General features: G+C 31.8%; 11 protein-coding genes and 1 pseudogene. 4 read left to right on the forward strand and 8 right to left on the reverse strand.

Annotated elements, in window-relative coordinates; genetic code table 11:
• The first annotated feature begins 136 nt into the window (after nt 1-136).
• Nucleotides 137-3,814 (forward strand): DUF3857 domain-containing protein, encoded by a 3,678-nt coding sequence (locus tag ACP5QL_RS03690; protein WP_428125463.1) that lies wholly within the window; start codon nt 137-139, stop codon nt 3,812-3,814.
• Here the strand turns inward: ACP5QL_RS03690 and ACP5QL_RS03695 are convergent.
• Genes ACP5QL_RS03695 through ACP5QL_RS03730 form a run of 8 tightly spaced genes read right to left on the reverse strand, consistent with a single transcriptional unit; the run spans nt 3,811 to nt 8,811 of the window.
• Nucleotides 3,811-4,926: a glycosyltransferase family 39 protein gene (locus tag ACP5QL_RS03695; RefSeq protein ID WP_428125465.1), complete on the reverse strand. Its 1,116-nt coding sequence runs from the start codon at nt 4,924-4,926 to the stop codon at nt 3,811-3,813. The two genes, ACP5QL_RS03690 and ACP5QL_RS03695, sit on opposite strands and share 4 nt — an antisense overlap.
• A complete protein-coding gene (locus tag ACP5QL_RS03700) occupies nt 4,923-5,330 on the reverse strand; it encodes a lysylphosphatidylglycerol synthase domain-containing protein (RefSeq protein ID WP_428125595.1) in 408 nt (135 codons plus the stop codon). Before ACP5QL_RS03700 ends, ACP5QL_RS03695 begins: the two co-directional genes overlap by 4 nt.
• 13 nt (nt 5,331-5,343) lie before the next feature.
• Entirely contained in the window at nt 5,344-5,616 is a 273-nt protein-coding gene (locus ACP5QL_RS03705) for a lysylphosphatidylglycerol synthase domain-containing protein (protein ID WP_428125467.1), read from the reverse strand.
• Nucleotides 5,597-6,370 (reverse strand): hypothetical protein, encoded by a 774-nt coding sequence (locus ACP5QL_RS03710; protein WP_428125470.1) that lies wholly within the window; start codon nt 6,368-6,370, stop codon nt 5,597-5,599. Before ACP5QL_RS03710 ends, ACP5QL_RS03705 begins: the two co-directional genes overlap by 20 nt.
• Nucleotides 6,371-6,408: 38 nt before the next feature.
• Nucleotides 6,409-7,209 (reverse strand): hypothetical protein, encoded by an 801-nt coding sequence (locus ACP5QL_RS03715; protein WP_428125472.1) that lies wholly within the window; start codon nt 7,207-7,209, stop codon nt 6,409-6,411.
• On the reverse strand, nt 7,202-7,759 hold the full coding sequence (locus ACP5QL_RS03720; protein WP_272994847.1) for a hypothetical protein: 558 nt from the start codon (nt 7,757-7,759) through the stop codon (nt 7,202-7,204). The genes ACP5QL_RS03715 and ACP5QL_RS03720 overlap by 8 nt, the downstream gene beginning before the upstream one ends.
• A complete protein-coding gene (locus tag ACP5QL_RS03725) occupies nt 7,756-8,145 on the reverse strand; it encodes a glycosyltransferase family 2 protein (protein ID WP_207285095.1) in 390 nt (129 codons plus the stop codon). Before ACP5QL_RS03725 ends, ACP5QL_RS03720 begins: the two co-directional genes overlap by 4 nt.
• Nucleotides 8,146-8,187: 42 nt before the next feature.
• Nucleotides 8,188-8,811 (reverse strand): iron-sulfur cluster assembly scaffold protein, encoded by a 624-nt coding sequence (locus ACP5QL_RS03730; RefSeq protein ID WP_428125475.1) that lies wholly within the window; start codon nt 8,809-8,811, stop codon nt 8,188-8,190.
• Nucleotides 8,812-8,909: 98 nt separating this feature from the next.
• Between ACP5QL_RS03730 and nifS the strand changes: the two genes are divergently transcribed.
• The 3 genes and pseudogenes from nifS to ACP5QL_RS03745 form a co-directional block, all read left to right on the forward strand.
• On the forward strand, nt 8,910-10,094 hold the full coding sequence (gene nifS, locus ACP5QL_RS03735; RefSeq protein WP_012583089.1) for a cysteine desulfurase NifS: 1,185 nt from the start codon (nt 8,910-8,912) through the stop codon (nt 10,092-10,094).
• Nucleotides 10,095-10,142: 48 nt separating this feature from the next.
• The gene (locus tag ACP5QL_RS03740; RefSeq protein ID WP_428125478.1) at nt 10,143-11,444 is read left to right on the forward strand and encodes a UDP-glucose dehydrogenase family protein; all 1,302 of its coding nucleotides are present in this window, start codon (nt 10,143-10,145) and stop codon (nt 11,442-11,444) included.
• A pseudogene (locus tag ACP5QL_RS03745) lies at nt 11,444-12,016 on the forward strand (D-sedoheptulose-7-phosphate isomerase); the annotation flags it as partial. The gene ACP5QL_RS03740 and the pseudogene ACP5QL_RS03745, both read left to right, overlap by 1 nt.
• Nucleotides 12,017-12,019: the final 3 nt, after the last annotated feature.

Below are 12,019 nucleotides of genomic sequence, written 5' to 3' on the forward strand. Positions count from 1 at the left end.
AGATCCTCCCTCCGCTTTGAGAAATAATTACTTACTAACACAAGTTATTTTTAAGAATTTTACACTCTTTTTGATAATATTTTCAAGCTTTTTATATTGTATAATTAATTAGAATCCAGAGATAAAGGAGAAGAGTATGAGAAAAAAAATATTTCTATTTATAACTTTAGCCCTTCTTATTATATCTACCTCTGCTCAAAGTATAAAAGTTGGAAATCTACTATTAGAGAATAAGTTTGATCTTTTAAAAAGTTCTTATAAAGAAGATGCTTACTCAAATGCCATAATTAGTATATACTACCTCCTTGAAGATAATGCTTCTCAAGCATGGAAACATTGGAAAAAATCCATAGAAATAAACCCAAATTCTCTCTGGCATGAAGTAATAGGACTTTTAGGTTATGATCTTTGGGATAGTCTTCCCATATATAAAGAAATAGTATCTTTATTAGATGGAAGAGAATTTAATAACTCTTATTTAGAATATTTATATTGGAAAGCTCTTCTTTCTCAAAATCTTATTTCTAAAGCAGAAAAGTACTCTGAGGAAAAAGGCTTTATAAAAGATTTCATTTTTATAGGCCCCTTTGAAAACATAGGGAATTCTGGACTTTACAAAGAATATCCTCCCGAGAAGGAGATAAAACTTGAAAAGACATATCAAGGGAAAAATGGACTTGATATAAGATGGTTTTCCCCTGAAGAAAGTAAAAGTGCATATATAAGCCTCTATAATTTAATTTATCCAAATCAATGGTCTACTTCTTATGCTCTCTGTTATTTTTATATACCTCAAAATCAAGAGATATACATAAGAATAGGAACTACAAGTTCTTATAAACTCTTCTTAGATGATTGCCATATATATGAAATAGAAACCCAAAGAAGAGCAATTTGGGACCAAGAAATATATAGAATTCCTCTATCTTCAGGCTGGCATAAACTTTTGTTAAAATTTTGCAATCAAGAAGGAGATTTTGGCTTCTTTTTAAGAATAACAGATTCTAAAGGAAATAAAATATCAGGACTAAAAACTTCAGTGAAACCTCAAAATTATAGAAAAACCCAAATATATTTTGAAAGAATTCTACCTGAAAAAGAGCTTATAAAAGAGAGTGACTCTTCTGAAATCTTTTATACCTTTTATGGATTTTTACTCTCTGAAAAAGGGGTTTCGGAAGAGGCAGAAGAGTACCTTAAAAGAGCAGAGAAAATAAAAAAGGATTCTGAAGTTATAAAGTTTATTCTCGGAAAATTCTACTTAGGCTCTCAAGATGTAGAAACAGGAAGAAAATACCTTCTTGATTCTTATTCCCTCTCAAAAAATCTGAAAATGAATCTTTATTACCTATCCCTCTATGAATTAGAGCATGGAAGATATGAGGAAGCACTGAAAAACTTAGAAAAAGAAGATATACCCGAAAATTCTTTTCTTTTGAGAAGTCTACTTATAAGACTCTTTAATGCTCTCTCCTGGACTAAAGAGGTAGAAAATCAAATAAGTATTTTTGAGAAGGGTTATAAAACGAGTCAAGAAGCTTACTTTTTAAAAGGTAAAATGTATGAAAAAAGAAATATGCCCTTCAAAGCCATAGAAAACTACTTAACCGCCCTATCTATGAATTGGGAAAACTGGGAAGTATTTTATAGTCTCTTCTATCTTGCTAGAGATCTACACAGATATGACATAATAGAAAACTTAGCCAAAAATCTAATAGAAAAAGATCCTACGGATATATGGGCATACATTCAACTCATAAGAATATATCTCTCTCAAGAGAAAATAGAAGAGGCTCAAAGATTAATAGAAAAAACGAAAAAGATAACTTACTTATATCCAGAAATTTTTATCTATGAAGCAGAAATACATCACTTGAAAGATGAAAAAGAGCTTGCTATAGAATCCTATGAAAAAGCTATAGAAATTGATCCATCTTATAAGGGAATAAGAGAATATCTAAACTATCTGAGAAGTGAGCAAATTAAGATTCCGGATATCTCAGAATATCTATCAAAGGACATTCCAAAAGAATTTTTAGACTTTCCCGCCATATATCTATTAGATTGGCAAGAAAGAACGATGCATAAAGATGGATCTTTTACCGTAGTTTTCCACAAAATAATAAAAATTCTAAAAGATGAAGCAAAAGACAGATATGGAGAGATAACTATAAATTATGATTCAAGCTTTGAAGATGTAAGAATATTAAGAGCAAGAACCATAAAACCCGATGGAAAGGAATTAGAGGCAACCTCCATACAGGACTTTTCGGTAGCATCCGATTATCCCCTTTATACTGATCAAAGACAAATTATTATCTCTATGCCAGCAGTAGAAAAAGGAGCCATTCTTGAGTGTTTCTATGTAATTGATGAATATACACGAAGTATATTCGGAAAAAACTTTCAAGATATATTCTTCTTCCAAAATGAAGTTCCAACTCTAAGGAGTATATATATCTTGAAGATACCATCTACCATAGATTTTAAATATAAAGTATACAATGGTAAAGTTGATCCAGAGGTAAACCAGAATAAAGATTATAAAATATTCACATGGAAGATGGAGAACGTTCCAGGCATCACAGAAGAACCCTATATGCCAGACCTTGCTAAATTGGTGCCTCAATTATGGATAACCACTTTTAGAAGTTGGGAGGATCTTGCAGATTGGTACTACTCTCTTGCCTACCCTCAGATCAGAAGTAATAAGGAAATAAAAGAAAAGGTAAAAGAACTTGTTTTGGGTGCAAAAATGGAAGAAGAAAAAATAAAAGCCATCTATTACTTTGTAACCAATCAAATAAGATACGTGGGATTAGAATATGGAATAAGAGGAATCATGCCCCATAGTGCTCCTGAGATATTTAAAGCTAAATATGGAGATTGTAAGGATAAAGCAGTATTACTTCTTACTATGTTAAAGGAGGCAGGAATAAAAGCTTATTACACTTTAGTCTCTACCCGATATTCATCGCCTTTGAAAAAGGAACTTCCAGGATTTCAATTTGATCATGCTATAGTTGCACTCCCCTATAAAAATTCCTATCTCTTTTTAGATGGAACTGCAGAAGACACTCCCTTTGGAGAAGTTCCAGGCATGGATCAAGGAGCAGATGCTATGATCATCATAGATGGAAAACCAATTCTTACCACAATCCCTATGAGTAAACCAGAGAACAACTTAAGAAAATATAACACAAAAATTAACATTGAAGAGAAGAATTTGGTAGCAGAAACTCAGATAACTCTTACAGGATATTTTGCAAACTCTTATCGGTACTATCTTAAGACTATGACTACATTACAAAAAGAAAACTTCTTATCAAGACTCTTGAATTACTATATTCCCAATTCTAAGTTGACGGATTGGGATGTCCAAAATATAGGTAACTTAGAAGAACCATTAATAATTAAATTAAAATTTGAGAATCCATATATTACATCTTATAAAAAAGAAATAAACCTATTAAACATGTTCCCCTTTTCCAGTATAAAGTCTGCAGAAGAGATAACAAGAGAAGAAAGAAATTACGATATAGAATACTATTTACCTTATCAAGAGATAGAAGAAATAAGCATAAACATTCCTCAGGGAATAAACATAGATACGACAATCAAAAGTGTAACAAAAGAAAATAAATGGATAAAATATTCCGTGGAAATTGAAGAAAAGAATAATATCCTATCCCTAAAAAGGGTCTTCACTCAAAAAGAAATATTAATTCCTGCTCAAGATTTTAAAGAATACAAAAAAGATATGGAAGAAATAATAAACTATGACAAAGGCATGCTTCTTATAAATATAAATTAACTTTCTGGTACTTTACACTGCTTAATAACAATTCTATAATATTTAACTTCTCTTAGCAGGATAAACTTACTCTCCAGAAACCTCAGAAGTTTTCCTTCAGGATCTTCTACTCCTTCATTTGCAATTATTACCCAGAACTTTTCACCCTGAGACAAATTAAACAATTTACTCTCTAATTGAGAAATACTTAGAGTCTCATAATTTATTTTTCCTCTATTATAGTATTCAAAAGGTCTCCACATATAAGGAGCAAAAATAAAGACTTTCTCGCTTGCCACATTCTCATGTATATATCTCACAGCTTCTCTCCATGGACGATTTAAATTAGCAAGATTGCTATAATAATAATTTAAAGACAGAAAATATACTCCAAGAATTCCAATAAGAAGAAGTAATATCAATGAATAATACTTAAATCTTCTGATACCTCTACTAAGAAGAATTAAGTATCCAGGTATGAATATAGAAATGTATCTCGCACTAAAGAAACTTTTCCCTAAGGAAAGAAATAGTAAAAGTAAAATAGGAACAAAAAGATACAAAATCAAGAGAAAAAGCTCCCTTTTCTTATCCCAAGGAGGCAACAATCCAATAATAGAAAGAAAAATGAATACAATTGCAATAAGAGCTTTATTCCTAAAAACTGATCTTCCAGCTCCAAGGTTTACTTCTAAAAAGGTATAGGCAAGACTAATCAAAGAAACTTTTTGGGCACCCTGATAAACTTCTGGAGTCCTGCTTTGAATAATCACATATAACCATGGAGAGATAAAAATCAAAATTATAAATTGAGCAATAACCCATCTCTTTAAAAGTTTTTTATTTTTAAAGCTTGTAGTAATAACATAAAGATTTTCAACAAGTACTACAAAAGCTGAGAAAATATGGGTATAAAGCATAAGGACGTTAGCGATAGTTATAAAGAAAAGATTCTTAGTTTTATCTATTCCTTTAACAAGATAATAGACAGAAAAAAGTACAAGAAAAATCACCATAGGATACATTCTTGCTTCTTGAGCAAAATATATATGAAAAGGAGAAAGAGCAAAAAGGATACTAGAAATAAGCCCTGTAGCTTTATCAAAAAGCTTCGAAGCAAGTTTATATATCATAAAGATACATGAAATTCCAAAAATCCCCCAAAAAGAGTAATCAAGTAAGCCCATACATCAGTTTTATAAATACTCTTTTTAATTTCCTCTAGGTACATGGCAAAAATTCCCCAAATAGCAGGCAAGGCAGTATTTAGAAGAAATATCAAAAAGGAAACATTAAACGACCCATTAGAAGGAATAGAAAATTTATTCAAAAGTAAGATAGCAGTGCCCTCTCTTAATCCAAGCCCTGCAATGGTCATAGGAACTAAATTTACAAGCATCACAAGAGGATATCCGTAAAGAAAAGCAAAGAAATTATCAATATCAAAAGCCTTACCTAAAAAATATCCCTCAAAAACAACAAGAAAATAAGCCACAAAAGTAATAAGAAGATTAACTATAAAGATTTTTCTCTCAATAGCCTTTAAACCATTAACAAGTTGAGGATAACTTCTTAAGAAGAGTCATACCAATGAGATAGCTATCCACGGATTTAGAAAAACTTACATCCTCAAGAGATTTTAGTAGTAAATGCCACTTATAAATTTTCAAAATCGTAAAAGCCAAGCTTAACAAAAAAGTAGGAATAAAATAGATAAACTTAACTCCTTGTAAAATCTCTATCAAGGAAGGAAAGGAAACTCTTTTAAAGATTACTAAGAAAACAAGAAAAGTTAATCCTAACTTAATCAGATTTATAATCAAATTCCTCATTCCCCTCCTCATCAAATACCCTCCTAATTATCACTTTCTTAGAACCTACTTCAATTTCATGAAAATACTTATTCAAATCTCCTATCTCAAAATATCGAGAAGACGGTATGAAAATATAAGAGTTCTCCACCCCACAAAATACTTTATTTATGTTTTCTGACGAAAGAATTAGATCTTCCATTTCAATTTTTTCATTTACTACTTTTATAGTCCTAAAAAATCTTATTCCTAAAGATTTTTGCTTCGTAATTAATATGCCTCTCAAGAATTTTTTCACCAGCTTGTTTATAAACTCAAATCTTCCCAGTAAAAGTTGAAAAACTCTTAAAGAAATGCCTTTAATAATGCTCATTTTGTAAAAAGAAATTAGCTTCATTTCTCTTGAAACCTTAAATCCACCATCCTTAATTATCTTTTCCTCAGAAGAATTTAACCAAGAAGAAGTATAGATTTTGTTTTTAGTTTTTAAAATAATCCCACTATCTTTAAAAGAACTGCCATTTTTGAAATTAACCTTTAAGACTCCACCCTTTTTGAAATTTGAAACAAGATAAAAACTGCTATTAGAGAAAATCCATATTCCACTTTCCTCAAAATATTTGTCTACATGACCTCTTTCTTCAACCTCTAAATCCTCTCTAAGATATAAAGATGCTTGAAGATAAGTATAACCAATATAAGCAATGTATCTATCATCTAAATTATATGGTCCTATGGTTTTTTTCTCAAAAAGGGCTCTTCTCAAATTGAAAGCTATATATCCAGCTTTCCTATTCCATGGAGCTATAAATTTATTCCAGAAGGAATTATATGTTTAGTATTTCTTGAGCCATATTCCCCACCAAAGCTCCCGTCAGGATGGGAAAAATAATATAAAAAATCTATAGCTTTAGTTAGCATTTCTTTTGCAAGATCCCAATTAGACTTTTCGTAAACCTTAGCAAGGTAGTCTATGGTAAGAGATAAATAACCTATATCAGGTCCTCCATACTCGGGAAACCATCCTTCTTCCTTCTGTAATTTAGAGAGATCATTTAGTCTTTTATAAGCCAAATCCCTATATTTACTCTCCGAGGTGAGCAAATAGCAATTATATATAGCAAGAATAGCACCTGCTTCTTGATTGCAAGCAGTATAGTCTACATTTTTAGAAAGAAAATCCACCGCCTTTTTAATACATCTTAAAGAATTGTCAAAATTTGCTATCTTTTCCTTTAAAAGAAGTAAAACCTCTGAAATAGCACAAGTAGAAAAAGCAGTTGCTACAAAACTACCCTCATAAGGATACCATTCATCAAAAGATCCATTTTTCCTCTGGATTTTGCACCAAAAATTAACTCCCCCGTTAATAAATTTCAAAATATCCTCTGAGTTATAATAAGGATTATTATCGTAATTCAAAAGATATAGCAAAGCCAAAGTCAAAGTCGCCTCTTGAAATCTGGCACAGGAAAAGTCAGAAATATTATAATGCCAATAGTTTCTATCAAAAGAACCAAAAGTAGGACTTATAGGGTTCTTATCTAAAAGTCCAAGAAGCCTTGGAATCTCATCAATGATGACCTTAAAATATACATTACTCAAAACCAATCTCCTCTGAAATCAGATATTCCTTTTTTCTTCCATGAGTAACATTATTTATCATCTCTCCAAGAAGACCTATAGATAAAAATTGAACTCCTAAAATCATTAAAAGTACTCCAAAAAGAAGTAGCGGTCTATTTCCTATGAGAACACCAGTAGTATATTTGTATATGGTGAGTCCCAAGTTTATGAGAAACCCTAAAAAGAAAAATATTAATCCAACACCACCAAAAAAGTGCATAGGACACCTCAAAAATCTTTTAAGAAACACTACCGTAAATAGGTCTAAAAATCCCTTTATTAATCTTTCCCATCCATATTTTGACTTTCCATAAACCCTCGGATGATGTTCTACTACTACCTTACCAACTTTGAATCCTTTACTATGAGAAAGAGCAGGAATATATCTGTAAAGTTCCCCATATACCTCAAGATTTCTTATAACCTCATTTCTATAGGCTTTAAATCCACAATTAAAGTCATGAATATTTACACCTGTAAGCCAAGCAGTAATTTTATTAAATATCTTTGAAGGAAGTCTTTTACTCAAAGGATCTTTTCTATTTTTTTCCAGCCAGAAACCACATCATACCCATTGTTAATCAAGTCAATAAATTTGGGAATTTCTTTTGGATCATCCTGAAAATCAGCATCCATAGTTATAACAATATTTTCCCTTGCCTTTTCAAACCCACAAGAAAGAGCTGCAGCTTTTCCAAAGTTTTTTCTAAATTTCACAACCTTAACCCTTGAATCCCTCTGAGATAGCTTTTTCATAATATCAAAAGACTGATCAGTGCTTCCATCATCAATAAAAATAATTTCAAAAGTAAGATTTAACCCTTCTAATACTTCTGTGATTCTTTCATATAAGGCTTCTAAAGTGACTTCTTCGTCTTTGACTGGTATCACTAAAGAAACATCCAAACTCTTCATGATAATATTTTTATCAAACATATAAGTGACGGTCAATAACTTTTACTTGACAAAATTCACTTCAACCTCCTTAACCCCATTTATTTTTGATAACTTCTCAACAATCTCCTCTTTGATATGCTCCTTAAAAGGATCTTCCTCACCTAATAATAGCTCAATAATAACTTTTCCTTTCTCTGTAATTTTTAAAAAATTTAAAAGTTTCAAAGTTACTATATCTACAGCCAAGCTGGGATATAAAACATTGGATAAAACATTGACTACCTCTTCTTTACTCAGTTTTCCTTCAGTTTTTTCTCCCAAATAATTTCTAATTGCTGCTTTAAGACCATCTATTGCAAGAACTGAACAGTGTAATTTTACAGGAGGAAGCCCTCCTAAAGCATCTACCACATCCTTCCAAGTAAGTTTTAAAGCTTCTTCAATAGTTTTCCCCTTTACCATCTCCGTCATCATAGAACCTGTAGCTATATTTGAGGCACAACCAAAAGACTGAAACTTTATGTCAGTTATGACTTTTGTATTGGGATCAACCTTTATATAAACTACAATTTGATCCCCACAAGCAGGACCTCCTTCTATAGCATATCCATCAGGATCTTCTATGACTCCTACATTTCTGGGGTTTTTAAAATGTTCCAATACTATATCCGTATATCTCAACATTTTAATCCCTCTTTTTATTTTTCCGACTATTTTAGTATAATTTTTATAATACTTTTTTGTATCTTAGTCAATTCTTTATAAAAAAGGAGGTAAATTAAATGAAAAGAGAAGTATATTTAGACTATGCAGCTACAACTCCCTTAAGAAAAGAAGTATATGAAGCAATGAAACCATTCTTAAAGGAAAAATTCGGAAATCCATCCAGTATTCACCATTTTGGAAGAGAAACAAGAACTGCCATTGAGGAAGCAAGAGAAAAAATAGCAAAAGCCATAGGGGCAAAATCTGACGAAATAATTTTTACCAGCGGAGGAACAGAATCAAACAATATGGCTATCAAGGGGGTTGCTTTTGCTTTATCAACCAAAGGAAAACATATAATCACAAGTAAAGTTGAGCATCATGCAGTATTAGAACCATGCCATTTTCTTGAAAAATTAGGGTTTGAAATAACTTATCTTCCTGTCGACAGAGAGGGCTTTGTGGATCCAGATGATCTTAAAAAAGCTTTAAGAAAAGATACCATATTGATATCTATAATGCATGCCAATAACGAAATAGGAACTATTGAACCCATCCAAGAACTTTCAAAGATTGCTAAAGAATATGATATCTACTTTCATACCGATGCGGTACAGACCGTAGGACATATACCTGTAAATGTGGATGAATTAGGGGTGGACCTTCTTTCCATTTCTGCCCACAAATTTTATGGTCCCAAAGGAGTAGGAGCCTTATACATAAGAAAAGGCACAAAAATTCATCCATTAATTCATGGAGGATCACAAGAAAACAATAAGAGAGCTGGAACAGAAAACGTAGCAGGAATTATAGGTATGGGAAAAGCTATAGAGTTAGCAATTCTGGAAATGGATAAAGAGATAGAAAGATTAACAGAGCTTAGAGATTATTTCATAAGAGAGGTAGAAAAAAGGATTTCAGATGTTTATTTAAATGGTCCCAGATCAAATCGACTTCCTAATAATATAAACTTTAGTTTTGCTTATGTAGAGGGAGAATCTATTCTTCTTCATTTAGATTTAGAGGGGGTTGAGGTCTCTACAGGATCTGCATGCAGTTCCAGTTCCTTAGAACCATCCCATGTTCTTTCTGCAATTAATGTACCTATTGAACTTGCCCATGGCTCCATAAGATTTACCCTCGGATTATATACCACCAAAGAGGATCTTAATTATACCCTTGATGTCTTGGAAAGAATCATAGAAAAATTAAGAACTATCTCCCCATATAAGCAAGAGTGGAAGATAAATAAGAAAAGTTAAGATTTTTATGATAAAATTTTTAAGAAAACCTATTTAAAGGAGGAAGCGTTGAAAAAGATAGGCATTATAGGAACAGGATACATAGGTCTGGTAATAGTGCTTGGTCTTGCTGATTTTGGAAACCAAGTAATATGTCTTGATATAGACGACGAAAAGATTGAGCAGTTGAGAAAAGGTATTTCTCCAATTAAAGAAAAGGACATAGATGAACTGTTAAGAAGAAATATAGAAAAAAATAGGATAAAATTCACTAAAGATATTCAAGAACTTATCTCAAATTCAGAAATAATTTTTATATGTGTAAATACTCCCCCAAAAGAAGACGGAAGTGTAGATTTATCTCAAGTAATATCGGTTTCTGAAAGCCTTGCCAAGAATTTAAAAGATAAAAAAATAATAGCTATTAAAAGCACTATTCCGATAGGAACCTTGGAAAAAATAAATCAGATATTTGAAAACTATGGAAAAAAGAAAAATCAAGACTTTGAGATAGCCTTTATCCCTGAATTTTTGAGAGAAGGAAATGCAGTATATGATTTTTATAATCCATCTCGGATAGTTATAGGAGCAGAAAACCCTGAAATCATAGAAGAGTTAAAAAAACTTTTCTCTCCTTTAAACGCACCCTTTATTATAACATCACCTAATGCAGCTATACTAATAAAATACGCATCTAATGCCTTTCTTGCCATGAGAATATCTTTCATAAATGAGATTGCAAATATCGCAGAAAGATTCGGAATTGATATACAGGAAGTGATAGAAGGAATGAAGTATGACAAAAGAATAGGCAAGGATTACTTACAGCCTGGAATTGGCTTTGGAGGACCATGCTTAGGAAAAGATCTCATGGGACTTATCAAAATGGCAGAAAAACAAGGTTATCAACCTAATTTACTTATAAGTATTCTTGAAAAGAATGAACATCAAATAAGACAAACTATTTATAAGATTAAGTCTTTCTTAGGAGAATTTTTGGACGGACAAATTATAGGAGTATTAGGACTCACGTTTAAACCTGATACAAATGATGTAAGAAATTCTTTAGCTTTAAGGATTACAAAAATGCTTAAAAATGATGGGGCAAAAATCAAAGCCTCTGATCCCTTAGGAATGGAAGAGGCAAAAAAAGAAATTAATGATGTTGAATACTGTGATAATCCCTATGATGTAGCTCAAGATTCTAATTGTCTTGTTATCCTCACGGGATGGAAAGAATTTAAAGAATTGGATTTTTTAAAAATAAAGAGGGTGATGAAAGCTCCCATAATAATTGACGGTGTAAATCTACTTGATCCCCAAATTATTAAAAATATGGGATTTATATACAAAGGGGTGGGAAGGCAATAATGGAAGAGAGAATAAAAGCACGGCTTAGGAAGCATGATTTTACTTTAAAACTTGTAGAAGAATATTTGATTTCTGATATTAAAAAAGCAGCTGAGATAATCATAGAAAAATACAAAAAAGGTAAAAAAGTACTTATTTTTGGAAATGGCGGAAGTGCAGCTGATGCTCAGCATATAGTTGCGGAACTTGTAGGAAGGTTCTTAAAAGAAAGAAAGGGAATTCCTGCCATTGCTCTCACTACAAATTCCTCAAATATAACCTCCATTTCTAATGATTATAGTTTTGATGAAGTGTTTGAAAGACAAGTTGAGGCTCTATTAGAGGAAGAGGATGTAGTTATTGGGATAAGTACCTCAGGAAACTCTCCCAACGTAGTAAAAGCACTTAAAAAGGCAAAGGAGCTTAAAGGGGTAACTATAGCCCTTTCAGGAAGAGATGGGGGAGAAATGATTAAGTATGCTGACATATCTATTACTGTACCTTTTCATATGACCCCTCATGTCCAAGAAGCTCACATAACCATAGGACATATCCTATGTGATCTAATAGAGGAGAAACTATTTCCCTCCAAGAAT

The sequence above is a fragment of the Dictyoglomus sp. genome (assembly GCF_049968615.1).
In the GTDB taxonomy this organism is placed as follows: domain Bacteria; phylum Dictyoglomota; class Dictyoglomia; order Dictyoglomales; family Dictyoglomaceae; genus Dictyoglomus; species Dictyoglomus turgidum.

What these genes read in the sequence shown, in the direction of transcription:
- ACP5QL_RS03690 (WP_428125463.1), top strand. Translation starts at nt 137, where the DNA reads ATGAGAAAAAAAATATTTCTATTTATAACTTTAGCCCTTCTTATTATA.
- ACP5QL_RS03695 (WP_428125465.1), bottom strand. Translation starts at nt 4,926, where the DNA reads ATGATATATAAACTTGCTTCGAAGCTTTTTGATAAAGCTACAGGGCTT.
- ACP5QL_RS03725 (WP_207285095.1), bottom strand. Translation starts at nt 8,145, where the DNA reads ATGAAGAGTTTGGATGTTTCTTTAGTGATACCAGTCAAAGACGAAGAA.
- ACP5QL_RS03730 (WP_428125475.1), bottom strand. Translation starts at nt 8,811, where the DNA reads ATGTTGAGATATACGGATATAGTATTGGAACATTTTAAAAACCCCAGA.
- nifS (WP_012583089.1), top strand. Translation starts at nt 8,910, where the DNA reads ATGAAAAGAGAAGTATATTTAGACTATGCAGCTACAACTCCCTTAAGA.